The following is a 26,439-nucleotide window of genomic DNA, read 5'->3' as shown; positions in this document are numbered from 1 at the left end:
CTCATCCAACGTTGCTGTTTGCGGATCTGGTGTGGAACATGACAAGGCCCCGCTTCAGCCGGCCGCGCAGGCGCGCGATGTCGAACAGCCAGCAGAGCGCGGCGTAGACGACGAGCCCAGCCCCGATCAGCACGATGCTGGCAGGGAGATCGGCGAGGTCGAGAGCGCGGTCGAGCGCGCCGACGGTGAGCGCCATCGCGAGCGCTGCGATCGCGATCAGAGCAAGCCGGCCGAGCGGGATCGGAAGCCGGAAGGCGAAGCGGCTCAGGATCAGGGCGCAGACAAAGCCCGCGATGTCGGCGCCGAGCCGCGCCCAGGCCGCGCCGATGGTGCCGTAGAGGCTGACCAGCACGTAGGACAGGAACACATTCGCGGCGATGATCGAGGCGGTGTTGATCAGGTAGAAGGAGTTGCGTCCCGACAGCAGGAAGCTCGCATGCAGATATTGCTGCGTCAGCACCTGGAACAGCACGGCGATCGCGATAACCGGCATGATCTCGCTTGCAACCGCGCGGAAGTCGGCGCCGAGGATGATGTTGGTGACATGCAGGGCGATCAGCGCGAAGCCGAGACAGGCCGGCAGCGTGACGCCGGCAAGCAGTTCGAGGCAATCTGCGAGATGGGTCCTGACCGCGGCGTCGCCTTGCCGGGCATGGATCTGCACGGCCATCGGAAAGAACGCCGCGGCCATGCTCATCGCCGGCATCATCAGGGTCTGGCGCACCAGGTCGAGCGCCGCGACATATTTGCCGGCGTCGGCCGCGCCGATCAGGTTCGCGATCATGAAGCGATCGGTCACGCTCGAGATCGCGAGCAGCGTCAACGACAAGGTCAGCGGCAGGCCGGTGCGGGCGAGCGAGCGCAGGTCGGCACGGTCGAAATTGACGATGGTGCCGCGCCATGCGCTACGCGATTGCACGAGCACGGCGACGAGATAGGCCGAGGCGGCCGCGAGCAGCAGCAGGACGCCGGTCGGGCTGACCAGCGCAACCACGACGCCAAGGCCGAGCAGGGCGGTCGCGCGGACCAGCGTTGCCTTCATGACCGAGAGCGCCTTCAGCCGTGCACGCAGCAGATCCTGCGTCAGCTCGAACAGGCCGATCGCAATGGCGAGAACCACGGCCGCGAGCGCGGCAGCGGCGTCGAGGCCGACGAGGCGGGCCAGCAGATAGGCGATCGGGGCGGTGAGGCAGCAGATCAGGTAACCCGACGCCACCAGCCCGCGGACGTCGGTGCCGTCGTTGCGGGCGTGGCCGCTCAGGATCAGGTTGCGAAACCAGCCGACCAGGAAGACCGATATGACCGAAGCGAAGCCGACGCCGAGCAGAAAGACGCCATAGTCATGCGGTGCGAACAGCCGCGTGAAAATGAACACGCTGAGCAATCCAAGCAGCGCCGAGAGCACGTTGGCCGTCAGGTTGATGCTGGCTTGTCCGATCAGCATGATGCGGCGAGCTCCGAGAGCCTTGTCGCCGCCGACGACGCCAGGATCGTGTCGCTCTCGGCCACGACCTCACGAATTGTCGTGACCGGCGTCCCCGAGAACGATGCGATCGAGAACGCGACGTCGTCCCTGTCGGCGCGCAGCAGCAGCCAGGTGAGTTCGTCCTTGCTCAGGGTCGGATCGTCCCAGTAGCTGACGCATGGCGTCTTCGGCACGTCGGAGTGACGCAATGCGGCGGACTCGTTGTTTTCGACGAAGAAGCCGTACAGCAGGTATTCGGAGAACTCGCGGGTCCGGCACAGCGCCTCGATCCAGCTCATTCCGCTGACGGCCTCGATGCGCTCGGCGAGCGCGCGCGTGGTCTGCTTGTCCCAGAAGATGATGTGTCCGATGAAATCCGGCGCCGGGAAGGGCGGCGTTGGCAGCCCGATCAGCTGGTGGCTGGTCTCGAGCCAGCGCGAGTGGCGCGGCTGGTCGGCCGTGACCGCGTCCACCATCTTCAGCAGCGGGATCGTGTTCGGATACTGGAAGCGTGCGAGGTCGAAATCGCGGAAGAACACGATGTCGGAATCCAGGATGCAGAACCGCTCACAGGGCAACGAGATCGTCGCCGCGATCTTCAGGATCTGCTGCACGTGCCAGCCGTTCACCGGCTTGGCGCGCAGCGACCACCAGAACTGGCGACGCTTGCGCTGGATCATGCGCGGCAGCGGCCGCAGCCAGTCGGGCAGGAAGGAGGAGGCCGGAATGATGATGCGGCGCTCGCTGGCCAGCGGCGCGAACAGCGGCAGGTCGCAATCCGGCACCAGCAGATAATGCCGGGAGAAGGACGTGACGTGACGATCCACGCTCTCGCAGAGCAGCGTGCAGATTTCCAGATCGCGCCCGTAGGTCGGGGTCAGCAACGCGACAGGGTTCATCTCGTAACTCTCTCCGGCGACACCGTGTCAGGGCGGAACATCGTGGCCGCCAGACTTGTCCTGAACCTCAGTTCAGCAAGATCGGTGCCGGAGCGTTTTGACCGCCCTGCCGGCGGCGGCGATGGCTAAGCAATGGTAAATGGCGGCCCGCCGCGGCCGCTAACGGATCGGAAAGCATCGCTCACTGCACGATTTTGACGCTGGATCGGGATGTTGCCCGGATATTGCAGTGCTGACGTCTGGAATGCCGATTTGGTCGGCGCAGGCGAGTGCACATGCAGATTCGATGGTATTTCCGGCGGGTAAGCGGCACGGCTGAACGGCGGGCCGCACCATCAGTCCATTTCGAGACATCCGCACTGTCGGCGCTGTGCGCTTTTGGCACGCGCGCCGCGCGCGAGCCGGCTGGAGCGCACGATGCCAACTGATCGCGGAATCACGCGGCGCGGTGTTCTTGCAGTCGCGGCGCTTGCCGTGGGCGGACTGTCGACCGCGCGGGCCGCGCCGTCTGCCCGATCGCAGCTCAGTGCGAATTCGGCACGGTTTGCCGGCGCCTTCGTCAACTGGGGCGAGACCGGCCGCGAGCCTGTGTTGCAGGCCTGGGAGACATGGCTCAATCGGCCGCGGTCGTCAGTGCTCGGCGTCGACTTCTATGGCCAGAGCAGCTGGGACGACTTTCACAAGCTCGATTGGGTGCCGGGGCTTTGGAAGAAGCTCAATCCGGCGCGCAATCTGGTTTGGTCGGTGCCGCTTACCATGTCAGGCACACCGCTCGCCGATGTCGCGGGCGGCCTGCACGATGCCGAGTTCGAGACGGCCGCGCGTGCGATTGCGGGAGCGCATCCCAAGGCGATCATCCGCCTCGGCTGGGAGATGAACATCTCCAACTCGGCCTGGTTCGCCAAGGGCCATGAAGACGATTACATCAAGGCGTTCCGCCGCGTGGTTAGAATCTTCCGTCGCCATTCCGGCAGTTTCAAATTCGACTGGTGTCCGGGCTGGGGAGCTCAGGACATGCCGGCCGACGCCGCCTATCCCGGCGACGACATGGTCGATTTCATCGGCCTCGACGTCTACGACTTCAAATCGGACGGCAGCGCCGCAGAGCGCTGGACCAACTCCTGTCTGAAGGCGCCCTTCGGTCTCGAATGGCAGCGCACCTTCGCAGCAAAACACGGCAAGCTGATGAGCTATCCGGAATGGGGCGTCGGCCAGTCCGGCGACAACGCGTATTTCGTGCAGCAGATGCACGACTGGTTCGCCGCCAATCAGGCTGCGATCGCCTACGCGGCCTATTTCGATGTCGATGGCCTGTGGCCGACGCAGATCGACAACGGCCAGTTTCGGGAATCCGCGAGCCTGTTCCGCAAGCTGTTCGCGGGCTGAGCTGAACACGATCAAGCAAAAGCCCGATCTGTCTCGCGGACCGACCGGGCTTTGCTGTTCCTCTCCTGCTGCGTCAGGCGGCCTTGGTGTTGGTCAACAGCGTCAGGCCCATCTTCAGCTTGTCCTGCAGCGTGCGCTGCGCGAGGCAGGTGAACAGGCAAAGCTTGTCGCAGGCGACGGTCTCCTTGCGGCGGGCCCGGGCTTCCTCGCTGTACCAGATCTCGCGTGCGGTCTGGGTACGCACGTTGCCGATCGGCTTGAAGAACCAGCACGTTTCCAGGCGACCGTCGGAGCGGATGAAGTAATTGCGCATGCCGACGCGGCAGGGCATCACTTCCTTCGGCGCCTTCTCGCGGCGGAAATGGTTCGGCCAGGCCCGCAGCACGGCCTCGCCGTTGAGGATCGGCGCGCCCTCGCGCTTCAGTCGCAACAGCTCGTCGCGGACCTTGATGAGATCGTCCAGCTCGTTCTCGCCGATCCACAGTTCGTCTTCGACTTCTTGCGTGCCCTGCTCGACCGGCTGGAAGCTCAGCGCGGTGGCGCCGATCTGCTGGATCCAGTCGACCATTTCGGGCAGGCGGCGGAAGTTCAGCCTGTGCACGACCGGCTTGATGATGATCGGGAAATCCAGACCTTCGGCACGGCGCTGTTCGGCGACGTTGCGGATGCCCTGCACGATGTCGCTCAGCGAGTTTTCAACGCCGCGCGAGTAGTTGTGAATCTTGGGATCGGTGGAGTCGATCGAGATGTTGATGTTGAACGGGTGCGCCTCGACAGTTTGCGCCACGATCTTCTTGTTGAGGTAGGCGCCGCCATTGGTGGTGACGCCCCAGTGGATGTCGTTGTCGCGGCAGAACCGCAACAGATCGAGAAAGCCCTTCTTGATGTAGGGCTCGCCGCCGGCAAACTCGACGTGATAGGCGCCGATGAATTCCTTCAGGCTCGCGAGCGCGCGCTGCCATTCGGGGATCGACATCTCGTCGCGATAGTTCGGACGGCGCCAGTAGTCGCAGTAGCGGCACTTGTAGTTGCAGCGTTCGACCACCTCCGCGAAGATCGCCGCCGGACGCGTGACGTCGCGTCCGGTGCGCAAATAGAGCTCTTCCGAGAGGGCGTTGCGGAAGTGCTTGGTGCCGAGCGAGACGAGGTCGAGCGCTTTCAAGGTGAACCTCTGGCAGTGTTTTGCGTTGTTGCGACCGGATCGATCGAGGATTTATGGGTTGATCAGCAAATTGAATGCCAACTAAAGCGCACAACACGCGGCACGCGCGCGTGACGGCTCTTAACCCTAAGGATCAGCTAACAGGGTGGCGCCGATCGTGAGACCGCGCGCCTCGCGCGGCTGTCTATTCCTGCAAATGGCTTCGTTCGACTTCAAATTAACCTTGCGACGAAGTTGCGGTAACGCGGGTCTCGTCTGGAGCGGATTTTGCCATGAGGTCGCCGTAACGTTCGATCCGCGGCCGTATCGCTGCCCGCGCCGGTCACTTTGGGACGGCCATGTCCCATTCCGATCCGTGCCGGGATGATGCGTCGTGCGGATCGCGATTGCCAGGAGGGCATGGAGATGTCGACCGAGCTTGCTGTAGCTGACCGCGCCTGGGTAACCACCTCGCCTGCGCTGGATTGCTCCGTCGAGACCGTCATCTGCATTCCGAGCTTCCGCCGGCCGAAGCACCTGCGGCTGACGCTGGAGTCCGTGGCGGCACAGCGCACTGAACGCAGCTTTGCAATCGTTGTGGTCGAGAACGACGCCTCGCGGTGCGAGAGCGCGCCGGTCGCCGCCGAGTTCCTCAATTCCGGCAAGCTCAACGGCGTCTGCATCGTCGAGCCGCGGCAGGGCAATTGCCGGGCGATCAACGCGGCGTTCGAGACCGCGCTCGAGACCTTTCCGAGCGCGCAGAACTTCCTGATGATCGACGACGACGAGGTCGCCTCGCCGGACTGGCTGGAGCGAATGGTACAGGCGGCCGAGAGCTCCGGCGCCGAGATCGTCGGCGGGCCGGTGTGGCCGAATTTCGATGACAAGCAGAAGGGCAGCCTCAAGCGCCATCCGGCGTTTGCGCCGGCCTATCATGCCAGCGGTCCGGTTCCGGTGATCTATGGCTGCGGCAACTGCCTGATCCGGCGCGCCGTGTTCGACAAGCTCGGACAGCCCGCCTTCGACCTGCGTTTCAACTTCCTCGGCGGCGGCGACCACGATTTCTTCGCGCGGGCGCGCCGCGCCGGCTTTCGCTTCTTCTGGGTCACGGACGCCGTCATCAGCGAGACCGTTCCCTCGACCCGGACCAGTCTCGGTTGGATCGTGCGGCGCGGATTGCGGATCGGCGCGATCAACTACCACATCGAGCGCAAGGCGGCGCAGACAATGTGGTCGCGCGCGGCCGTCAAGGCCAAGATGTTCGGCCTGGTGCCGTTCTCGCTGTATCGCTTCACGCGCATCGTGCTGCGCGAGCAGCAGGCCGTCATTGCGATGCATCCGATGGTGGTCGCGGTCGGCAGCGCGCTTGCCGTGCTCGGCATCGAGCCGCAGCCCTACGCAGCGTCCAAGATCGCGTCGTGAGTGAGTTGTCCGTCACCGCGGAGAGCCGGGCGCTGATCGCCGACATTGCGCGCCGGCCGGTGATGGATGTCGTCCGCGGCGCATTCTTTGTCGGTATCCTCCTGCTGGTCTGGATATCGCTCCGTCCATTCGCGGATCTGAGCGGCTTCTATGTCGGCGACGTGGTCACCGGCAAGGATGCGGTGCTTTACGCCCTGTTCGGCGTGCTGACGGTTGCGATGCTGGCGCTGACCTTGCGCGACAATCTGCCGGCGCTGAAATCATTGCTGACGCCGGCCTTCCTGCTGTTCGCGGGCTGGATTTGCGTCACCGTCGTGCTGTCGTCTGATCCCGCCACCTCGCTGCGCCGCCTGGCGTTGTCGGTGTTCGTCATCGTGGTGACCGCGACGCTGCTGTTGCTGCCGAAATCGCAGGGCGAATTGATGCGCTGGTTCGGCATCGCCGCCCTGGTGCTGCTGGTGACCTGCTATCTCGGCGTCTTCCTGGCGCCGCATCTGTCGATCCACCAGGCCACCGATCCGCAGGAGCCGGCGCTTGCCGGCAACTGGCGCGGCGCGTTCGGCCACAAGAACGTCGCGGCCGCGATGATGGCGATGCTGATCTTCCTCGGCATCTATCTGATGCGGGCCGGCGGCTGGCTGTCGGGCATCGCCGTGACCGGCCTCGCCGCGGTGTTCCTGTTCTTCACCGCCGGCAAGAGTGCGATCGTGCTCTGTGTCGCCGTGCTGATGCTGACCGCGTTGATGCCGGTGATCCGCTCGCTGTGGGGCCGCGCGCTGCTGCTGCTGACGCCGCTGCTGCTGCTCAATCTGTTCAGCGTCGGCACCGTGATGAGCGATACGCTTGCCGCGATCGCCGGCCGGATGCCGATCGACACCTCCTTCACCGGCCGCGCCGACATCTGGGCCTTTGCCCTCGAATCGCTGCATCAGCGGCTATGGACCGGCTACGGCTTCGAGTCGTTCTGGGGCACCAGCGCGATCCAGAACCTGCAGGAAGGCAAGGAGTGGGCGGGCTACGCCTCGCACAGCCACAATGGCTATCTCGATACCGCGCTCGGGACCGGTCTGCCGGGTCTCGTCCTGTTGATCGCGGCCGTTGTCGTCAAGCCGTTGCGCGACTTCCAGGCTGCGGATCGCGGCGGCAATGATGCCCCGCTGACGATGCTGTTCTTGCGGATCTGGCTGTTCGGCCTCTATCTGTCGTCGATGGAGAGCTTCTTCCTCGATCGCGCCGATACGATCTGGGTGACGTTCCTGATCGCGGTATTCGGGCTGCATTATCTGGCCCGGTTCCGGATGCGGAGCGAGATCTAGAGCTGCGCGCGGACCGCGTTGGCAACGTCCGTCCACCAGCCGTCGAAATCGAACGGCACGGGCACGGTCGGCCGCTTCAGCGCCGTGACGATGCGGTCGGCATAGGCCGCACTGTCCGCGTCGCGCGGCACCAGCAGGATGGCGCCGCGATCGATCAATTCCTTGAAGCGCGGATGGTGGTCGAATTCGTCCGGCAGCGCCGGGCCGGTGACGATCAGCGGCCGGCCCGACTGCACGCAGGCCAGGATGCTCGAGCGCCGCGCGGTCAGGCCCTCGTCGAGCGAGTAGCAGAACACGTCGATCTCGCCGAGCAGGCCGAACACCTCGTGATCGGAGGCGACATAGCCGGAGACGATCACATCGCCCTTCAGTCCCAGCTCCGCGACCCGGGCATAGAACTTCTGCTCGATATTGTCGGTGCCGCGAATGAAGGAGCCGACATAGACGATCAAGGGTTCCAGGCCCCGCTGCTTCAGGATCGCGCCGATCTCGAGCAGCCCGTTCGGCTGTTTGCCGGGATAGATCGAGCCGAAATGTCCGACGATGAGCTGGCCGTTGCTGCGTGCCGCGACGAGCCGCTGCAACAGCATCGAATCCGAAAAGCCGGCGGGCGCTGCGATGTTCGGCGGCAGCGGCGCCAGCACGCATTTCCGCACCATGCCGCGCATGATGCGGTCATCGGCGAGCTCGCGGCGCACCAGCGGCGAGAACATCACGATGGTGTTGGCGAGCCACAGTGCGGGGATATAGGTCAGCCGGCGGATGCCGTTGAGGCCGGCCCATTCGTGCTGAATCAAGACAACCTTGCGACGCCGCAGCCGGGCGAACAGCAGCGCGAGCAGCGGGCGTGCGATCACGCGCTTCCAGGCCACGATCGGGAAGTTGCAGACCACGCTGTCCGCGCGGCCGACCGCGCGCCAAATCTCGCCGATCCGGCCCTCGGTCTGGGTCAGGGTTAGCGCCGTGCTAGCGCAGGGCTCGATCTTGTCGAGCGTCTCCTGCAGCAGGCCGGTGAATTGCCCGACGCCGCAGTGCATCTGCGGTCCGGCGCCGAGGAACAGCGCGCGATATCGGGGTGGTTCAGTCATTCAGTCCTGTCGGCCACGGCGGCCGGCTCCGGAAACGTCGCGGTTAGCCATATCGGCGAGACATTAGCTTTGCGTAACCCCGCGCGCATACGCGACGGCACCGTTCTTGCCAATCCCTGTTCAAGAGCTGCCGGCTCGTCCCGGAACGGGACATCGGATGAAGCGAAACAGCGCAGCCAGGAGCACGACCATGACGACGGGCAAGATCTTTGCGAATTGGGATGACAACCATTCCAGGCTCTGGAGCCGTCAGCCGATCCGGCTCGAGCACACCATGCACAAGCAGCCGGCGTTCTCGATGGACGATCTCGCCAAGCTGATCGAGCACTATCCGCGCGAGCATTACAGCCTGGTCAAGACCGGCGCCAAGGGATCGAGCCGGGTCTGGCGCGAGGGCGAGATCGGCAGGCTGCGCGGCCATCAGGTGATCGAGGCGATTTCGCGCGGTGGCCTGTGGCTGAACCTGCGCAACGTCACCGCGATCGATCGCCGCTACCGCGACATGATCGAGCGGATGTTCGGCGAGATCGCCACCAAGGTTCCCGGTTTCGATGCGCCGACCCATCAGGCCGGCATCCTGATTTCGTCGCCCGATGCGCAGGTCTATTACCACGCCGATCTGCCCGGGCAGGGCCTGGTCCAGATCGCCGGCCGCAAGCGGGTCTACATCTATCCCAGCACGCAGCCGTTCATCCGGCCCGAGCATCTCGAGAACATCGCGCTGTTCGACGTCGAGGTCGATATCCCCTACGAGCCCTGGTACGACTGGCATGCGCAGGTGATCGATCTCGAACCCGGCCAGATGCTGAACTGGCCGCTCAATGCGCCGCACCGCGTCGAGAACCTCGACACCGTCAACATCTCGATGACGATCTCCTATGTGAACGACGACATCCGCCGCGCCCAGATTCTGCATCTCGCCAACGGCATGCTGCGTCATCGCTTCGGCTACACGCCGCGCAGCCGCAGCATCCGCGGCCCGACCTTCTTCGCCAAGCAGGTGATGCAGAAGCTGCTGCGCGATGGCCAATGGGTGAAGCGCGAACGCGCCGTTCGGCGCGCGATCGACTTCCGCCTCGACGAGAGCGATCTCGGCAAGATCGTCGACCTGCCCAAAGTGGCGTTGGAGGCGGCCTAAGCGGGCGTGCCGGTAGCAGGTGCTGGAATGACGGTCTTGACGACAGCGGTTGAGAAATTCGGGGCGCGTGTCGCTGCCTATGCCGTCGGCTATCGCGTCGAACTGGTTTCCGACTGGGCGCAGGCCGCCGCCCGCTGGGGCGCGTTCGAGCCGCTTACGGCGTTCCAGCATCCGCAATGGTATGCGTCATGGTACCGGGCCTTCGCGTCGACCGATGGTGTCGAGCCGTTGATCGCTGTCGTCAGCGATGCCGCGACCGGCGAGCGGGCTGCACTGTTGCCGCTGATCTGTCACCGGCAAGGCAGCCTCCGCATCGTCGAATTCGCCGACCTCAACCTCACCGACTTCAACGCGCCGATCCTCGGCCCCGCCGCACCGCGCGACGACGTCGCTGCATGGCAGTTTTGGCGTGATTTGCAGGCCGCGCTGCGCAAAGCTCCCGGCGGAGCTGATCTGATCCGTTTTCGCAAGATGCCGGTCAAGCTCGCGACGCGATCCAATCCGCTGGCGCTGCTCGATGGTATCGGACCGTCGGTCGTCAACGGCAATCTTCTGACCATCGGTGACGACCACAACGCCTGGCGCTACGAGCTGAACCGCAAGGTTCGCAAGGAATTGGGACGGAGCTGGCGCGTGTTCACGCGTGAGCCGTCCGCCTCGTTCAGGGTCGCCGCAGATACCGGCGAGGCGCTGGACCTTCTCTCCATCACGGAAGTGCAGCAGGGCGCGCGGCTGAACGGTCTTGGGCTCAACTACGTGCTCGACAATGCGGACTGCGCCGCCTTCTATCGCGACCTGGTGCGCGAAGGCACCGCGCGGGGCTATGCTGTCATGACCGCACTTGCGACCCATGACGAGGTGGTGGCGACGCTGCTCGGCGTCCGCACCGGCTCGCGCTACGTCATGATCCGCGTCAGCAATGCGGGCGAGAAATGGTCGGCCTGTTCGCCGGGCCGGCTGATCATCGATCGCACCATCGAGGCGCTGCACAAGGACGGTGTGCGGGAGTTCGATTTCTCGATCGGCAATTACACCTACAAGCGGCGGTTCAGACCGCAGCGCACGCCGCTGGTCGATCTCGGCGCACCCTTGAGCTGGCGCGGGCAGCCCTCCGCGCTACGCGACCGCGCCGTGCTGGCGCTGCGTCACTATCCGGAGCTCACCGCGCGGCTGAAGCAGGCGCTCGGCAAGTCGGTGCCCTCGCGCGAGGACGACTGAGCGAAGGGCGGCATTCCCGAATGAGAATGCCGCCCTGATCGCATTTGCCTCGTAGCAAGCCGCGAAGCTTAGCCGTGCAGCTTTCTGGCAGCCTCCGCGATCGCGCGGCCCTGATAGCGGGCGCCGGCGAGCTCGTTCTCGCTGGGCTGGCGGCTGCCGTCGCCGCCGGTGATCGTGGTGGCGCCGTAGGGCGCGCCGCCAGTGACTTCGTCGAGCTTCATCTGTCCGGCAAAGCCGTAGTTCAGTCCGATCACCGTCATGCCGAAATGCAGGAGGTTGGTGATGATCGAGAACAGCGTGGTCTCCTGGCCGCCATGCTGGGTCGCGCTCGAGGTGAAGGCGCCGCCGACCTTGCCGTTCAGCGCGCCCTTGGCCCAGAGCCCGCCGGCCTGGTCGAGGAAGTTGGCCATCTGCGAGGCCATGCGGCCGAACCGGGTGCCGGTGCCGACAATGATGGCGTCGTAATTGGGTAGGTCGTTGATCTCTGCGATCGGCGCGGGCTGGTCGAGCTTGTAGTACGAGGCTTTTGCGACTTCGGCCGGCACGAGCTCGGGCACGCGCTTGATATCGACGGTGGCGCCGGCTTCGCGCGCGCCTTCCGCAACGGCATTCGCCATCGCTTCGATATGACCGTAGGCGGAGTAATAGAGAACGAGAACCTTGGCCATGATGGCCTCCTTTGGGGGTTGAGGTTAGGGGAGTAGGTTTTGGGGGCCGTCATTGCCGGGCTTGACCCGGCAATCCATCGATCTCGAAAGAACCCTTGCGAAGCGCGATGGATGCCCGGGCTTCTGCTTGAAGACGCGCTTCGCGCTTTTGCCCGGGCATGACGAGTGAAGGTTTGACTACGCCGCGTCGACGAGCACGAGCTCGGCATCCTCGAGCGCGGTGATCTTCAGCTTGGCTTCATCGCGGATCGCGGCGCCGTCGCGCGCATTGACGCGCACGCCGTTGACCTCGATGCTGCCGGCCGCCGGCACCAGATAGAGGTGGCGGGCCTTGTCGGCGGCGTATTCCGCGCTCTCGCCGGCCCTCAGCGTGGTGGCGAGCACCCGCGCATTGGCGCGGATCGGCAGCGCGTCGTCGTCGCCATCGATGCCGGAGGCGATGGTGACGAGCTTGCCCGAGCGGTCCGCCTTCGGGAACGGCTTCGAGCCCCAGGTCGGGTGACCGCCCTTCGTCGTCGGCTCGATCCAGATCTGGAAGATCTTGGTCTTGGACGGCTCCAGATTGTACTCGGAGTGACGGATGCCGCTGCCGGCGCTCATCACCTGCACGTCGCCGGCTTCGGTGCGTCCCTTGTTGCCGAGCGAGTCCTGGTGCGTGATCGCGCCTTCGCGAACATAGGTGATGATCTCCATGTTGGCGTGCGGATGCGCCGGGAAGCCGGAGTTGGGCGCGATCTCGTCGTCGTTCCACACGCGCAGCGCGCCGTGGCTGACATTGTCGGGATCGTAGTAGCTCGCGAACGAGAAGTGGTGCTTGGCCTTCAGCCAGCCATGGTCCGCACCGCTGAGCTCTTCGAATGGTCTGAGTTCGATCATGGTCGTTTCCCTTTCGATGTTGCCGAGGGGCCGGGCGCACCGCGCCCGGCGTCTCCAGGTAATTTGCGGTCAGGCGCCGAAGCCGCCGTCGACGTTGAGCACGGTGCCGGTCACGAACGAGGCTTCCGGGCTTGCCAGGAACACGACGCCGGCGGCGACTTCCTCCGGGCGGCCGAAGCGCTGCAGCGCGTGCTGCAAGCGTTGCGTCTCGGCAAACTCGCCGCCGTCCTTCGGGTTCATGTCGGTGTCGATGGAGCCGGGCTGCACCACGTTGACGGTGATGCCGCGCGGTCCGAGGTCGCGCGCCGCGCCCTTGGTGTAGCCGACGACGGCCGCCTTGCTGGCGACGTAGTCGGCAAGCCCCGGGAACGAGGCGCGATCGGCGAGCATCGAGCCGACCGTGACGATGCGGCCGCCTTCACCCATCAGCTTCGAGGCGGCACGGATCGCGGTGATCACACCGTCGACGTTGATGGCCTCCTGGCGGGCGAGCGTCGCGGTGTCGGCCTTGGGATCGTCGACTGCACCGCCGGATGCGACGCCGGCGTTGTTGACGAGGATGTCGAGCCGGCCAAAATCCTTGGCGACGGTCTTCACCAGCTGATCGACATCGGATGACGAGGCCTGGTCGGCCTTGTAGGCGCGGGCGTTGACGCCCTTGCCCTTCAACTCGGCGACGACGGCTTCCGCCTTTTCGGGAGACGCGACGTAGCTGATCGCGACGCTGGCACCTTCCGCGGCAAGTGCGCGGGCGCTGGCCGCGCCGATGCCGCGCGAACCGCCGGTCACGAGGGCGACCTTGCCTGAGAGCTTCTTGGTCATTGGATTTCTCCACCGATTGAATTTGATGGCACTTGGATATGCGTCCGGCTGTGGTATAGAAATAGAAACTATTGAAACTCATTGTTTCCAAATTCAACGATCAGGACAGCCGCCCATGTCGAAACTGCCGGACTTCGAGGCGCTCGCGATCTTCGCAAAAGTCATGGAATTACGGTCGTTTGCGGCGGCCGCGACCGAGCTCTCGCTGTCCAAGGCGACGGTCTCGAAGGCGGTCAGCCGGCTCGAGGAGCGGCTCGGCGCGCGGCTGTTCAACCGCACCTCGCGGCGGCTGGCGCTGACCGATGCCGGCCAGAAATTGTCGGAGCGCGCCGCGCGGCTGCTCGCCGACGGCGAGGCCGCCGAGAGCGAGGCGCTGGCGCAATCGACCACGCCGCGTGGCCTGGTGCGGTTCGCGGTGCCCATGACCTTCGGCGTCAAGACGGTGGCGCCGCTGCTGCCGGAATTCATGGAGGCCTATCCGGAGGTCGCGATCGATCTGCATCTGAGCGACGCCACCGTCGATCTGATCGGCGAAGGCTTCGATGCCGGCCTGCGGATCGCGCGGCTGCCGGATTCCTCGCTGATCGCGCGGCGGCTGTGCGGCATGCCGCGCTATACGGTGGCAGCGCCGTCCTACCTGAAGCGCTACGGCCGGCCGACCCATCCGATGCATCTCGCCGAGCACAAATGCTTCGGCTACGCCTATCTCTCGACCCAGGGCGTCTGGCACTACACCAATGCGTCGGGCGAACAGGCGAGCGTGCGTCCCGCCGGCCAGCTACGGGTCAACAATGGCGAGGCCGTGATGCCCGCGCTGCTCGCTGGCCTCGGCATCGCCGACCTGCCCGACTTCATCGTCGGCGACGCGATCGCACGTGGCGAGGTCGAGGTGATCCTGAAGGGCTGGAAGCAGCCCGAAGGTGCGGTGCATCTCGTCACGCCGCCCGGCGGCCCGCGTCCCGCCCGCGTCGAGGTGCTGGCGGATTTCCTCGCCAGCCATTTCGCCAAAGGCCGCGCCCAGCGGAAATAGAGAGCCGCGCTCACCGGAAGTCGTCGGCACCGCACACGCGGCTGAAGGCCGCGCGACCCGTCACATTCGTGTCATCCCTTTTAAATTGTATAAGTTGTGTGAACTAACCCATGATCGTGGGCCGCCGCGATCGTCTATTTCTGCGTCCTGAACCTGTTGCCGCAACGCGCATTTTCGGAGGAACCAGATGATTGACCTGACCAAGCACGATTTCACGTCATTGTCGGTGAAGGATCTGCTCGATGCCCGCGAGGCCTACCATGTGCATCTGGCCCATCTGCAATCGGTCTACGCCACGGCGATCGGCCGCTATCTGATCCGCGACAACGACCGCAACGCGACCGAACGGCGGCACCATTCCAAGCCGCAAGCGCTCGGGCCGCGCACGCTGTTCAATTCGTCGGTCAAGGACTGGTCGTGGCCCTGTATCCTCGTCTTTGTCCGGGACTGGATGAAGCGCTCCGAGCTGAAGAACCATCCGGAGAAGCAGGACCAACTGGTGCCGCCATTCCTCTATTTGCCTGACGGGCGCGTCGTGCCCACCTGCGTCGTCAAGGTCGATCCGAACGAGGATAGCCCCGGCGTCGTCGATCCGCCGGTGTTCAAGAGCGATCTGGTTGGCGGCGGCTTTCCGGTCCAGACCATGATCCAGGGCAAGATCCATCGCGGCTCGATCGGCTGTCTCGTCACCAATGGCGAGACCGTGTTTGCGCTCTCCAACCGCCACGTGGTCGGCGCGGCCGGGCGCGAGATTTTCGCCGGCTTCAAGAACACGGAGCGCCGTCTCGGCGTCAGCGATGCGCTGCAACTCGGCAAGCGCGCCTTCAGCGACGTCTATCCCGGCTGGCCAGGCGCGCGGGTGGTGGCCAATCTCGATGCCGGATTGATCCGCGTCGATGACGTCAAGGGTTGGACCGCGCAGGTCTACGGCGTCGGACAGGTCGGCGACGTCGTCGATCTCAATGTCGGCACCTTCCGCCTCGAGATCATCAACCAGCCGCTGATCGCCTTCGGTGCGACCAGCGGATTGATGAAGGGCAAGATCATCGGCCTGTTCTATCGCTACAAGACCGTCGGCGGCATGGAGTATGTCAGCGATTTCGTGATCGGTCCGCGCGACGGCGACACGCCGCTCAACAACTACCCCGGCGATTCCGGCACGATCTGGTTTCTCGACGATCCGGATGCGAAGAAGAACGCCAGCGGCGCGCGCATCCTCAGTCCCCTGGCGCTGGAATGGGGCGGCCAGGAATTGTTCGGATCGGGCGGCAAGATTCCGATGCAGGTCGCGCTCGGCATCTGCATGGCGACGCTGTGCCGCGAGCTCGATGTCGAGCTGATCGGCGACTGGAATGCAGGTCACACCGAGTATTGGGGCGAATGGGGACACGTCAAGATCGGCGCCTATGCGACCGGCCTGATCGATGCGAAGCTGCCCAAGCTCTCGGCCATGATGGACGCCAATGCCGACAATATCGGCCTCGACGACAAGCTGCTCCAAGACCTCAAGCCCTATCAGCGCGGCGCATTCGCGCCGCTGGCCGACGTCGCCGACCTGGTCTGGCGCTTCACCCGGCACACCGACGAGAGCAACCATTTCGCCGACATGGACAAGCCGGGCAAGGATGGCAAGACGCTGCTGGATCTTTGCGCCGAGTCCACGCGCAACGTCGATCCGAAAGTCTGGAACGACTATTACGAAGGGATCGGCGAGGACCGCCGCGGCGCGTTGCCGTTCCGGGTCTGGCAGATCTTCGACGAGATGGTCGAATATGCTGCCGCCAACAAGAAGCTGGAATTCGTCTGTGCCGCGGGAATCGTCGCGCACTACATCGGCGATGCCTGCCAGCCGCTGCACATCTCGCAATTTCACCATGGCCTCGATCTGAACGACAAGGCGCACGCCAAGGTGCACAGCGTGTACGAGACCACGATGATCGGCCGCCACGGCAAGGATCTCATCAAGATGATCCCCGACGCCCGGACCAGCGACGTCGCGGAGATCGCTGCGGGCGGCACGCCGACCGGCCGCGATGCCGCGGTCGCCGTGGTCGCGCTGATGCAGCGAACCGTGAAGCGGCTGCCGCCGATGACCATCGTCAACCTGTTCAATTCACACATGGGAAGCGGACAGGTCGATGTGCTGTGGTCGAAGCTGAAGGATGCGACGGCGGCCTGCATGCAGGACGGCGCCAAGACCCTGGCCCGGGTTTGGGAAGCAGCATGGCGCGCCGGCGCGGGTGAAGATCGCGGGCAGGGCGGCAAGTTCGATCAGAGCAGTCTGAGCAAGCTCTACAACGATCCGAGCTTCCTTCCTGCATATCCGCTCCAGCAGCTCACACTCGATGCGGACGACCACATCGTCCCCGTCGGGGGAGGCGGAGCGCGGCGCCGGAGTGCGTCGACGGCACGGCGCGCGCGCCCGCAAGCCGCGAAGAAGGCAGCGAAGAAAGCGGCCAAGAATTCGGCGAGGAAGGCGGTCAAGAAGGCCGTGCCGCGCAAGCGTTCGGCTGCGGCCGCCCCGGTCCGCCGCGCAGCCGCCAGCAAGAAGGCCGCGACCAAGCGCGGCGCAGCCAGGAAGCGGTCGGTTGCAAAGACGCGCAAGGCAAGCCGCAAGCGCTAGATGAGTTTGCGTCGAAACGCGTAACGGACTCCGTTTCACCTCTCCCCGCACACGGGGAGAGGCATAGGCCGCCATCGGCGGCCGTTCTCAAGAACGCCGAAGCAGAGCTTCGGCTATGACGCATCGTAAGATGCGTTCCGGGTGAGGGAGTCTCCAGTCCGGTCGCCCATCTGGACGCGCCGGAGTTTTCAAAATTTGTTGCCGACGACAGCGCGCGGTTGATCGCGGCGGCGAAGAAGATCGGCAAGGTCGAATAGGGAACCGAGATTCATTCGTCTTCACATTTAGTTGTCTGCGCGAACGATCCTTGGCCGCATTCATTTGCCATTTTTGGAGCAAGTCGCCGCGCGGAACCCATGCGTGCGGACGAAATCGAACTCAACGAACCGAACTCAACGAACAAAGGCATTGGGCATGCAGACGGAGCGGATTGTCCTGAGCTTAGCGATCGCGATCGGCGGCCTCGGTGCCGCGACGCCTGCGTCGTCGCAGGAGTATCGCGGCACCTGGGAACAGCAGATGGCGTGCACGCCCGACGTGATGCGGCTGTGCAGCGATCAGATTCCCGACACCAACCGGATCGTCGCCTGCCTGCGGCAGAACACGGCGCTGCTTGGCAGTTCCTGCCGTGCGGTGTTCGAGTCGAATGCGCAACAACAGGCGCAAACGCAGGGTCGCGCACCGCAGCCGCAGACGATGCAGCGGCCGCGCGCGCCGCAGCAAATGCAGCCGGCCCCGGTTGCGCCGCTGCGGCCCGACGATGACGAGGATTAGTGTCTAGAGCGTTTTCGAGCGAAGTGGACACCGGTTCGCGTGAAGAAAACGCGTCAGAACGGAATCAAGAGCTTCGGTTCTGATTCAATCAGAACCGTGCGCTAGGCACTGACCTCTGTCTGAGACCTGACTTCGCAGACGTCGACCCATTCGGCCGCGGTCAGCTCGGCCATCCGGTCGGGCGTGATGCGCACCGCGCTGTGGGTCGAGCCCGCGGCCGGGACCACGACGTCGAATGCCTTCAGCGATACATCGCAATACACCGGGAGCGGCGTCTTCAGGCCGAACGGGCAAACGCCGCCGACTTCGTGGCCGGTGATGTCGGCAACCTCGTCGAGGCCGAGCATCTTCGGCTTGCCGCCGAACGCCGCCTTCACCTTCTTGTTGTCCATCCGCGACGTCCCGGCGGCGACGATCAGCACGACGCGATCGCCGACCCGCAGGCTCAGCGTCTTGGCGATCCGTGCCGGCTCGACGCCATAGGCCTCCGCGGCCAAAGCGACGGTCGCAGAGCTGACGGCGGATTCGATCACGGTGATGTCGGGCGCCTTCTCGGCGAAGAAGGCGCGGACGGAGGCGAGGCTCATACTATTCAGGACCTTGCTAGTCAGGATCTGGCAGACACCAGGGCAGGAAGTTCGGAGAGACCGTGGATCCGGTGATCGGGCACCACGCCGAGCTCGTCCATCTGGGTACGCAGGGCCTTGAACATCGTCAATGGGGCGACCGTCTCGCTCTCGACGCAGGCCAGCGCCATCGCTTCCGGCGTCACCCGCTCGATCCAGGCGACATTGAGTCCAAACGCCTTGGCGCCGCAGGCGTCCCACGGATTGGAGGAGATGAACAGGACCTCCGCGGGCGGCACGTTCAGCACCTCCTCGATCAGCGTGTAGGCCTCGGGCGCCGGCTTGAACACCTTGTGGGCATCGACGCTGATGGTCGCATCGAGCAGGCGGTCGAGCCCGGAATTGCGCACCAGCGCATTCAGCATGTCAGGGCTGCCGTTGGAGAGGATCGCGAGCTTCTTGTCCTTCATCGCCTCGAGTGCGGCGACGGCATCCGGATACAGCGCAAGATGCTGATACTTGTCGATGATGCGCCCAAAGGTCGCTTCGTCATATTGCAGGCCGAGGCAGCGCAGCGTGTAGGCGAGGGAATCGCGGGTCGCCGTGGCGAAATCCTGGTAGCGCCGCATCAGCGTGCGCAGCCAGGAGTATTCGAGCTGCTTGATGCGCCAGACCTGGGTGATGATGTCGCCATAGCCGGGGAATGCATCCTCGGTCACATCGGCCACCGACTGGACATCGTAGAGCGTGCCATAGGCGTCGAAGACGATTGCTTTGATTGTCATCGTGGTCTCTCTTGCCCGCCGATCGTCGCATACAGGAATTTCCTGAGTGCGTCGATGGACTGATCCCGGGCCGCCGCGTTGAATTCTAGGTGATGGCCGAGCAGCTCACCCGGCGTGCTGTAATGCGGCACGTCGAAATCATGGTAGGCGCCGGGATAGACGATCAGTTCGATCGGATAACCAAGGCCCTGCTGCCGCGAGATGCCGTCATCGTCGCGGCCTTCCGCCAGGTTCCGGCACTCTTGCGCCGGCGTCCAGTCGTCGAGTTCGCCGACCATGATCAGGGTCGGCACGGTCATGTTGCCCTTGATGCCGAGGCAGCGCGGATAGAAGGCGACGGCGGCGCGGAATTTTTCCGTCGCGTTGACCTCGATCGCACCGTGCTCGACCGAGAACAATGCGAGCCATCCGCCTTGCGAAAAGCCGATCGCGGCAATGCGTGTCGGATCGACCATGGATTGTCGGCTCAGGAAGCTCAGCGCGCGGTAGGCGTCGCGAACCGTTGCGGCAGGGACATCGCCGGTGCAGGTGTTGCTGATGCCACGCGGGCCGAACCGGTCCACGGTGAGCGTGACATAGCCCCAGGCCGCGAGCCGTTTGCCCCAGCGCTCGTCGAGTTCTCGCCACTGCCCGCTGCAGCCATGCAGCAACACCACGGCGGGCAGGGGACCCGGTCGCTCCGGCCGCCGCAACAGGCCCTGCAGTGGCTGCGCGTTGTTGAGCGGGCTTTCGAACTCGACCAGCACGGAAGGCGCTTCGGCTGCCGCCGCAGGCCTGCCGCCCGCGCTCCCGGCCAGGAGCACGGCGAGGAGGGTGGCAAGTCCGGCCCGGTTCGTCATCGGCCGCCCCGCAAGCGTGCGGCCGACGATACTCCCTTAAATCCCCAAAATCTTCCGCGCGTTGGCCTTCAGCACTTTCGGCCGGATCTCCTCGCGGATATCGAGCTTGGCGAAGTCAGCGAGCCAGCGGTCCGGCGTGATGACCGGCCAGTCGGAGCCGAACAGCATCTTGTCCTGCAAAATCGAGTTGATGTAGCGCACCAGGATCGGCGGGAAATATTTCGGCGACCAGCCGGACAGGTCGATATAGACGTTCGGCTTGTGGGTTGCGACCGACAGCGCCTCTTCCTGCCAGGGGAAGGAGGGATGCGCGAGGATGATCTTGAGGTCGGGAAAATCGGCCGCGACATCGTCCATGTACATCGGGTTGGAATATTTCAGGCGCATCCCCATGCCGCCGGGCATGCCCGAGCCGACGCCGGTCTGGCCGGTATGGAACAGCGCGATCGCGCCGCCCTCGTTGATCGCCTCATAGAGCGGATAAGCCATGCGGTCGTTGGCGTAGAAGCCCTGCATGGTCGGATGGAATTTGAAGCCGCGGACGCCGTAGTCCTCGATCAGCTTGCGCGCCTCGCGGACGCCGAGCTTGCCCTTGTGCGGATCGATCGAGACGAACGGGATCAGCACGTCGAGATGATCGGAGGCGAGCTCCAGCATCTCCTCATTCTTGTAGCGACGGAAACCGGTCTCGCGTTCGGCGTCGACCGGGAAGATCACCGCGGCAATGTTCTTGGCGCGGTAGTAGGCCGCGGTCTCCGGCACGGTCGGCGGATGCTTGTGCGGCGACTTGAAATAGTCGGCCATCTGCGCCTGGAAATCGTCATAGCCGTCGTCGCCATGCATGCCGCACGGCTCCTCGGCATGGGTGTGGATGTCGATCGCTGTGACCTTTTCGATGTCGGGCAGTTTGAGCTTGGGCATTCGGCTTCCCCGGCGGCGTGTTTGTTGGTGACGGAAAATAATTATATGATATAACAATTTTCGCAAGCGGCCTGAGTTGATGGGACGCGACGGCGAAGCGGCTCGGTTCGGCCGCGAAGTGGTCCTTGGGTGGGCGCGAGCGCGGCGTGCGAGCGCGATTCGCCGGCCATGAATCCACCGTCAGGCGCCGCGACGGGATCGGGGCTTGGCGCCGGATATCGCGACGGTCGCCGTTTCTGATGTGATCTCAATGGCGTGGCAGGTTGACCGACACCGGTTCCAGGCCGCGATATGGCCGAAAATCGGCCCATCTCGGTTGACATTTAACGGTCCGATGGCTTAGAACCCGGCCGTCCCGCGCGGTAGGCCGCTTGTCGGGATAATCCCATTTCGCCAACTATTGGCTTTTTGCCGACGATTGGCATTGATCAGGTACGGCCTCCAACACGGGCCTTTCGAAGTAACAGGATTGTCCCATGAAGGTCCGTAACTCGCTGAAGTCGCTGCGCGGCCGCCATCGCAACAACCGTCTGGTCCGCCGCAAGGGCCGCGTCTACGTGATCAACAAGGTTCAGCGCCGCTTCAAGGCGCGCCAGGGTTGATCCGGCGCGGGTCGGCCGATTGCGCCGATCCCAACACATCTCTTTCACAGGTCTTTGACGCCGTGCTGCTTTGCAGCGCGGTGTTGTGCGTCTAGACTTCGGGCCATGGGATTCAACTTCCTTGGGCCTACCAACAGCCGGCTGGCGATCCTGATCGCCGCGCTGCTTGCCGTGCCGGTCCTGGCCATGCCTGTCGCGGCCGCCGCGCAGGACGATCCGCGGGTAGTCCCGCCGCCGAAGGCCCAGAAGAAACTGCCCGAAGCCCCGACCAAGCTGCCGAAGGTTCCGGCCGACCGTACCCGCGGGCTGGATTTCCTGTTCGGCGCCCTGAAGGCTGCGCCCGATGAGGACAGCGCCCGCCACGTCGAGGCGCGGATCTGGGCGTTGTGGCTGCAAACCCCGAGCGATACCGCGGCGCTGTTGATGGTGCGCGCCAAGGCCGCGCTCGATGCCCAGAATATCGATGTGGCGCTGAAGCTTCTGGACGCGGTGATCAAGCTCCGGCCCGACTATGTCGAGGCCTGGAACCGGCGCGCGACGATCTACTATCTCAAGAACGACTACGTCCGTTCGCTGGGAGACCTGCAGCAGGTGTTGACCCGCGAGCCCCGCCATTTCGGCGCGTTGGCGGGTGTCGGCATGATCATGCAGGACATGGGCGACGACAAGCGCGCGCTGGACGCCTTCCGCAAGGCGCTGGCTGTCGATCCCTATCTCGAGAAGGTGCCGCAGATCGTCAAGCAGCTGACCGAGAAGGTCGAAGGCCGCGACATCTGATTGCGTGCGATTGACGCGAGGGGGCACGTTGCTCGCGAGCTTGATGCTTGCTCGCGAAACGGGCCGGCGCAGGAGACTAGTGCAGGAACTTGCCGCGGGATGCGGTGTCCTGGGCGACAGCCGCATAGAATTGCTGAAGCTCCGCCTCCAGGTGCTCATTCACGAGCAACAGTGCCTTCAAGGCGCCGCGCAGGTCGCCATTGCAACTCGCCACGATCTGATCGATGGCCGCATCGCTAGGGTCGGAAATCATGGTACTCCTCCGATTACTTCCCGTTGAACTCGTCGAGCGGACGCAGGTTCCTGTGGATACAGTGCACAAGCCAAGAGGCATTCCCGGGTGCGTCCCGGTTTCGATGAAGCCTCGCCTCTGATGGCGAAATTGCCACCGGCAATCTATGGAATTACTAATGACGGTGGGATGAACCCGCTATCCACAGGCTGGGCGGATTGTGGACAACTCCGCCCTGAGCGCGAACCGGACAACCGAAAATTGGCTTTCCGAACAAGGGCATCCCAGGGCTGCGGGCAAATCGACACGAAACCTGACTTCGGCTTCGTCGTAATTTTCAGGTGCCCAAGACACTCCAATTACCCAAGATTTTCCGGATCCCCTCAATGTTAACCGCGATCATCGCGCTGGCGGCCGCCGGGCTGGCGCTGGCCCTGGCGACGCAAATCGGCGTCATCCTCATACAGAGGGCCTTTCCGCCTCGGGGCCGCATGCTCGATGTGGCCGGCGGGCGGCTGCATGTGGTCGAACTCGGCCCGCGCGATGCCGCGGGGCCGCCGGTCGTGATGTTGCATGGTGCAAGCTCCAATCTCCGGGCAATGCAGCCGCTCGGCGACCGCATTGCCAAAACACGCCGGGTGATCCTGATCGACCGGCCGGGCCATGGCTGGAGCACGCGGAAACGCGTGGCGGATTCGACACCCGCGATCCAGGGCCGGATGATCGCGGAGGCGCTGACGAGGCTCGGCATCATCAGGGCGATCGTGGTGGCGCATTCCTGGGCCGGTGCGCTCGCGCTGCGCATCGCGCTGGATCATCCGGACCGCGTCGCCGGTCTCGTGCTGCTCGCCCCGGTGGCCTATCCCTGGCGTGGCGGCGCCGGCCGCTACAATGATGTGATCTCGACGCCGCTGATCGGGCCGTTGCTGGCGCACACAATCACGCTGCCGCTCGGTTATCTCGTCACGACATCAGGCGTGCGCGGCGTGTTCGCGCCGCAGCCGATGCCGGCCGACTTCGTCCACGACAGCGAGACATTGCTCCTGCTGCGCCCGCGCGAATTCATCGCCAATGCGCGCGATCTCGTCACGCTGAAGGCCGCCGTGGTCGAGCAGGCGCCGCGCTATGCGGAGATCAATGCGCCGCTGTCGATCATTTCGGGCGATGTCGACAAGACGGTCTCGACCGGAATCCATTCGCGGCCGCTCGCTGCGTCAGCGCCGAACGCGAAGCTCATCGTGCTGCCAGGTGTCGGCCACATGGTGCAGTACGCAGCGCCCGATCTCGTCGCATCCGAGATCGAGGCGATGGTGGACCGGTTGGTCCAACCGGCAGCAACAGCGGACAAGACTGTCCCCGCGAATCTGTGATCCGGTGAGGCTTGCGCGGTCGCAGCCTGCCGAACATCATGCGGCTGCGCGGCTCGACAGATCTCACCCAAAGGACAAGCCCCATGCGGATCGACAACATCGCCGACCTCATCGCTGAAACCCTCGCCCAGGCCGGCGTGAAGCGCATCTACGGTGTCGTCGGCGATAGTCTCAACGGCTTGACCGAGGCGCTGCGCAAGCGCGGCACGATCGACTGGCTGCATGTGCGCCACGAGGAGGTCGCGGCCTTCGCCGCCGCGGCCGAATCCCAGATCACGGGCGACCTTGCGGTGTGCGCGGGCTCCTGCGGCCCGGGCAATCTCCATCTCATCAACGGCCTGTTCGACGCGCATCGCAGCCGCACGCCGGTGCTGGCGATCGCAGCACAGATTCCGTCGGCCGAGATCGGCGGCGGCTATTTCCAGGAGACCCATCCGCAGGATCTGTTCCGCGAATGTAGCCATTATTGCGAGCTGGTGTCGGATCCGGCGCAGCTGCCCTACATGCTGGAGAATGCGATCCGCGCCGCGGTCGGCAAGCGCGGCGTTGCCGTCCTGGTGCTGCCGGGCGACGTTGCGATGCGGCCGGCGCCGAAGCGCGACATTGCGCCGAACGCCGGCCTGCTGCCGCCGGTGCCGGTGGTGCGCCCGGCCGAAGCCGAATTGAACGCGCTGGCCGCGCTGCTCAATGGCGCCAAGCGCATCACGTTGTTCTGCGGCCGCGGCTGCGCCGGCGCGCATGCCGGCCTGATCAAGCTCGCCGAGACGCTGAAGAGCCCGATCGTGCACGCGCTCGGCGGCAAGGAATATGTCGAGTACGACAATCCTTACGACGTCGGCATGACCGGCTTCATCGGCTTCTCGTCCGGCTATGCCGCGATGCACGGCTGCGACGTGCTGCTGATGCTCGGCACCGACTTTCCCTACAAGCAGTTTTTCCCGACCGGCATCAGCATCGCCCAGGTCGATCTCCGCCCGGAAAATCTCGGCCGCCGCTGCAAGCTCGATCTCGGCATCGTCGGCGACGTCGGCGAGACCATCGCCGCGCTGTTGCCGAAGCTGACCGTGAAGACCGAGCGCAAGTTTCTCGACGCCAGCCTCGCGCATTACAAGGACGCCCGCGCCGGCCTCGACGATCTTGCCCGCGGCAAGCCGGGGCAAAAGCCGATCCATCCGCAATACCTCGCGCGCCTGCTCAGCGAACAGGCGACCGAGGATGCGGTGTTCACCGCCGACGTCGGCACGCCGACGATCTGGGCCGCGCGCTATCTGAAAATGAATGGCCGCCGCCGGCTGGTCGGCTCCTGGGTGCACGGCTCGATGGCCAATGCGATGGCGCATGCGATCGGCGCGCAGGCGGCGCAGCCGGGGCGTCAGGTGGTGTCGATGTCCGGCGACGGCGGCTTTGCGATGCTGATGGGCGATTTGATCACGCTGACGCAGGCGAAGCTGCCGGTGAAGGTCGTGATCTTCAACAACAGCGTGCTCGGCTTCGTCGCGCTCGAGATGAAGGCCGCCGGCTTCATCGAGACCGGCGTCGATCTGAAGAATCCGGATTTCGCGGCGATGGCCCGCGCGATGGGCATTCACGGCGTCAGGGTGGAGGATCCCGGCGAGCTCGAGGGCGCGATCCGCGACGTGCTCGCGCATGACGGCCCGGCCGTGCTCGACGTCGTGACCGCGACGCAGGAATTGTCGATGCCGCCGACCATTACGCTGGAGCAGGTGAAGGGGTTCAGCCTGTGGGTGCTGCGCGCCGTGATGAGCGGCCGCGGCGACGAGGTGGTCGATCTCGCCAAGACCAATCTGTTGCCGCGCTGATTGCGGCGGCAGTGCAAATCAGAAAGCTAGAAGGGGATGGCTATTCGAGGAAAGCCATCCCCTTCTAACGTGCGCCCTGGCATTTGGCGCAGGGCGGACGACGTCCGATACCGCCGATTACTTCTGCTTGCCGTCCTTGTCGAACGACGACACGTAGGCCCACAGATTGTTGGCCTCGGTCTCGTTCTTGATGCCGGCGAAGGCCATCTTGGTGCCGGGGATCTTGGCCTTCGGATCCTTGATGTAGTCGAGGAACTGATCCTTGTTCCAGGTGATGCCGGAATTCTTGTTGGCATCGGAATAATTGTAGTCCGGCGCGGTGCCGGAGTGGCGGCCGTCGAGGCCGTTGAGCTCGGGGCCGACCTTGTTCTTGGCGCCTTCGCCGATCGCGTGGCAGGCGAGGCATTTGTTGAACGAGGTCTTGCCGGCGGCGGCATCCTGCGCCAGCGCGGAGGATGCGGTGGCCAGCGATGTGACGACCGCCAGCGCGCTCAAGGTCTTTAGGTTCATGGGGTTCTCTTCGTTTCGTCCCGGGGGGTAGCGTTTGGTTTGTGGCATGTCGGGCTTGGACAGGACAAGCCACGAAACTTTGACAGGTTTCATGGCCGTCCGCTTGTCCGAGAGAGAACTCGGCATTGCGGGGCGGGGCAATCCGACCTTC

At 64.6% G+C, this 26,439-nt stretch carries 25 protein-coding genes and 1 pseudogene; 13 read left to right on the top strand and 13 right to left on the bottom strand.

All coding sequences use genetic code 11. The features are described 5' to 3' along the window. Position 1 precedes the first annotated feature (1 nt). Together AAFG07_RS35935 and AAFG07_RS35930 are read right to left on the bottom strand one after the other, a co-directional pair. Positions 2-1,444: an oligosaccharide flippase family protein gene (locus tag AAFG07_RS35935; RefSeq protein WP_342724381.1), complete on the bottom strand. Its 1,443-nt coding sequence runs from the start codon at positions 1,442-1,444 to the stop codon at positions 2-4. Continuing rightward, a complete protein-coding gene (locus tag AAFG07_RS35930) occupies positions 1,438-2,364 on the bottom strand; it encodes a DUF6492 family protein (protein WP_342724380.1) in 927 nt (308 codons plus the stop codon). The genes AAFG07_RS35935 and AAFG07_RS35930 overlap by 7 nt, the downstream gene beginning before the upstream one ends. Before the next feature lie 417 nt (positions 2,365-2,781). Between AAFG07_RS35930 and AAFG07_RS35925 the strand changes: the two genes are divergently transcribed. Next, complete coding sequence (locus AAFG07_RS35925) at positions 2,782-3,750, top strand: hypothetical protein (RefSeq protein WP_342724379.1); 969 nt, start codon at positions 2,782-2,784, stop codon at positions 3,748-3,750. Positions 3,751-3,823: 73 nt separating this feature from the next. Here the strand turns inward: AAFG07_RS35925 and AAFG07_RS35920 are convergent, their stop codons facing one another. Further along, entirely contained in the window at positions 3,824-4,912 is a 1,089-nt protein-coding gene (locus tag AAFG07_RS35920) for a radical SAM protein (RefSeq protein WP_342724378.1), read from the bottom strand. A 405-nt stretch (positions 4,913-5,317) separates the two neighbouring features. Between AAFG07_RS35920 and AAFG07_RS35915 the strand changes: the two genes are divergently transcribed. Continuing rightward, positions 5,318-6,313, top strand: coding sequence for a glycosyltransferase (locus AAFG07_RS35915; RefSeq protein ID WP_342724377.1), 996 nt, complete (start codon positions 5,318-5,320; stop codon positions 6,311-6,313). Further along, positions 6,310-7,629, top strand: coding sequence for an O-antigen ligase (locus tag AAFG07_RS35910; RefSeq protein WP_342724376.1), 1,320 nt, complete (start codon positions 6,310-6,312; stop codon positions 7,627-7,629). The genes AAFG07_RS35915 and AAFG07_RS35910 overlap by 4 nt, the downstream gene beginning before the upstream one ends. Here the strand turns inward: AAFG07_RS35910 and AAFG07_RS35905 are convergent. Then, positions 7,626-8,717 carry a glycosyltransferase gene (locus AAFG07_RS35905; protein ID WP_342724375.1) on the bottom strand — a complete coding sequence of 364 codons (1,092 nt, stop codon included), beginning with the start codon at positions 8,715-8,717 and terminating at the stop codon, positions 7,626-7,628. The two genes, AAFG07_RS35910 and AAFG07_RS35905, sit on opposite strands and share 4 nt — an antisense overlap. A 190-nt stretch (positions 8,718-8,907) precedes the next feature. Between AAFG07_RS35905 and AAFG07_RS35900 the strand changes: the two genes are divergently transcribed. After that, a complete protein-coding gene (locus AAFG07_RS35900) occupies positions 8,908-9,855 on the top strand; it encodes a cupin-like domain-containing protein (RefSeq protein WP_342724374.1) in 948 nt (315 codons plus the stop codon). A gap of 36 nt (positions 9,856-9,891) precedes the next feature. Continuing rightward, positions 9,892-11,073 (top strand): GNAT family N-acetyltransferase, encoded by a 1,182-nt coding sequence (locus AAFG07_RS35895; protein WP_342724373.1) that lies wholly within the window; start codon positions 9,892-9,894, stop codon positions 11,071-11,073. A gap of 68 nt (positions 11,074-11,141) precedes the next feature. Here AAFG07_RS35895 and wrbA read toward each other — a convergent pair whose 3' ends face one another. From wrbA to AAFG07_RS35880, 3 genes are all read right to left on the bottom strand, one after another. After that, positions 11,142-11,741 carry an NAD(P)H:quinone oxidoreductase gene (gene wrbA / locus AAFG07_RS35890; protein WP_342724372.1) on the bottom strand — a complete coding sequence of 200 codons (600 nt, stop codon included), beginning with the start codon at positions 11,739-11,741 and terminating at the stop codon, positions 11,142-11,144. A gap of 177 nt (positions 11,742-11,918) precedes the next feature. After that, positions 11,919-12,617: a pirin family protein gene (locus AAFG07_RS35885; RefSeq protein ID WP_342724371.1), complete on the bottom strand. Its 699-nt coding sequence runs from the start codon at positions 12,615-12,617 to the stop codon at positions 11,919-11,921. 69 nt (positions 12,618-12,686) lie between these two features. Then, on the bottom strand, positions 12,687-13,439 hold the full coding sequence (locus AAFG07_RS35880; RefSeq protein ID WP_212011787.1) for an SDR family oxidoreductase: 753 nt from the start codon (positions 13,437-13,439) through the stop codon (positions 12,687-12,689). 115 nt (positions 13,440-13,554) lie between these two features. Here AAFG07_RS35880 and AAFG07_RS35875 point away from each other — a divergent pair, with 115 nt between their 5' ends. From AAFG07_RS35875 to AAFG07_RS35860, 4 genes and pseudogenes are all read left to right on the top strand, one after another. Further along, positions 13,555-14,469, top strand: coding sequence for a LysR family transcriptional regulator (locus AAFG07_RS35875; protein WP_342724370.1), 915 nt, complete (start codon positions 13,555-13,557; stop codon positions 14,467-14,469). A gap of 187 nt (positions 14,470-14,656) precedes the next feature. Further along, positions 14,657-17,092 (top strand): hypothetical protein, encoded by a 2,436-nt coding sequence (locus AAFG07_RS35870; protein WP_342724369.1) that lies wholly within the window; start codon positions 14,657-14,659, stop codon positions 17,090-17,092. 155 nt (positions 17,093-17,247) lie between these two features. Beyond that, positions 17,248-17,349 (top strand): annotated as a pseudogene (locus AAFG07_RS35865) (tripartite tricarboxylate transporter substrate binding protein); the annotation flags it as partial. A gap of 157 nt (positions 17,350-17,506) precedes the next feature. Continuing rightward, positions 17,507-17,866: a hypothetical protein gene (locus AAFG07_RS35860; RefSeq protein ID WP_342724368.1), complete on the top strand. Its 360-nt coding sequence runs from the start codon at positions 17,507-17,509 to the stop codon at positions 17,864-17,866. A gap of 101 nt (positions 17,867-17,967) precedes the next feature. On the opposite strand, the gene AAFG07_RS35855 is transcribed toward AAFG07_RS35860, so the two are convergent. Genes AAFG07_RS35855 through AAFG07_RS35840 form a run of 4 tightly spaced genes read right to left on the bottom strand, consistent with a single transcriptional unit; the run spans position 17,968 to position 20,977 of the window. Then, complete coding sequence (locus tag AAFG07_RS35855; RefSeq protein ID WP_342724367.1) at positions 17,968-18,453, bottom strand: YbaK/EbsC family protein; 486 nt, start codon at positions 18,451-18,453, stop codon at positions 17,968-17,970. Positions 18,454-18,473: 20 nt separating this feature from the next. Further along, positions 18,474-19,217, bottom strand: coding sequence for a haloacid dehalogenase type II (locus AAFG07_RS35850; RefSeq protein ID WP_342724366.1), 744 nt, complete (start codon positions 19,215-19,217; stop codon positions 18,474-18,476). Further along, on the bottom strand, positions 19,214-20,056 hold the full coding sequence (locus tag AAFG07_RS35845) for a dienelactone hydrolase family protein (RefSeq protein WP_342724365.1): 843 nt from the start codon (positions 20,054-20,056) through the stop codon (positions 19,214-19,216). Before AAFG07_RS35845 ends, AAFG07_RS35850 begins: the two co-directional genes overlap by 4 nt. 36 nt (positions 20,057-20,092) lie before the next feature. Then, positions 20,093-20,977: an amidohydrolase family protein gene (locus AAFG07_RS35840; RefSeq protein ID WP_342724364.1), complete on the bottom strand. Its 885-nt coding sequence runs from the start codon at positions 20,975-20,977 to the stop codon at positions 20,093-20,095. A gap of 476 nt (positions 20,978-21,453) precedes the next feature. On the opposite strand from AAFG07_RS35840, the gene ykgO reads away from it, so the two are divergent. Together ykgO and AAFG07_RS35830 are read left to right on the top strand one after the other, a co-directional pair. Continuing rightward, the gene (gene ykgO / locus AAFG07_RS35835; RefSeq protein WP_002718645.1) at positions 21,454-21,579 is read left to right on the top strand and encodes a type B 50S ribosomal protein L36; all 126 of its coding nucleotides are present in this window, start codon (positions 21,454-21,456) and stop codon (positions 21,577-21,579) included. 186 nt (positions 21,580-21,765) lie between these two features. Then, positions 21,766-22,356 carry a tetratricopeptide repeat protein gene (locus AAFG07_RS35830; RefSeq protein ID WP_173640588.1) on the top strand — a complete coding sequence of 197 codons (591 nt, stop codon included), beginning with the start codon at positions 21,766-21,768 and terminating at the stop codon, positions 22,354-22,356. A gap of 76 nt (positions 22,357-22,432) precedes the next feature. Here the strand turns inward: AAFG07_RS35830 and AAFG07_RS35825 are convergent, their stop codons facing one another. Next, entirely contained in the window at positions 22,433-22,609 is a 177-nt protein-coding gene (locus AAFG07_RS35825) for a hypothetical protein (RefSeq protein WP_018269760.1), read from the bottom strand. 365 nt (positions 22,610-22,974) lie between these two features. Here AAFG07_RS35825 and AAFG07_RS35820 point away from each other — a divergent pair, with 365 nt between their 5' ends. Beyond that, positions 22,975-23,958: an alpha/beta hydrolase gene (locus AAFG07_RS35820; RefSeq protein ID WP_342724363.1), complete on the top strand. Its 984-nt coding sequence runs from the start codon at positions 22,975-22,977 to the stop codon at positions 23,956-23,958. Between the two features lie 83 nt (positions 23,959-24,041). Beyond that, positions 24,042-25,778, top strand: coding sequence for a ubiquinone-dependent pyruvate dehydrogenase (gene poxB, locus AAFG07_RS35815; RefSeq protein WP_342724362.1), 1,737 nt, complete (start codon positions 24,042-24,044; stop codon positions 25,776-25,778). A 117-nt stretch (positions 25,779-25,895) separates the two neighbouring features. Here the strand turns inward: poxB and cycA are convergent, their stop codons facing one another. After that, the gene (gene cycA, locus AAFG07_RS35810; RefSeq protein ID WP_342724361.1) at positions 25,896-26,288 is read right to left on the bottom strand and encodes a cytochrome c-550 CycA; all 393 of its coding nucleotides are present in this window, start codon (positions 26,286-26,288) and stop codon (positions 25,896-25,898) included. Positions 26,289-26,439 lie beyond the last annotated feature (151 nt).

It is taken from the genome of Bradyrhizobium sp. B097, from assembly GCF_038957035.1.
Taxonomy (GTDB): domain Bacteria; phylum Pseudomonadota; class Alphaproteobacteria; order Rhizobiales; family Xanthobacteraceae; genus Bradyrhizobium.
The sequence above is the reverse complement of the archived record's forward strand: the minus strand, read 5'-3'. Positions and strand labels throughout refer to the sequence as shown.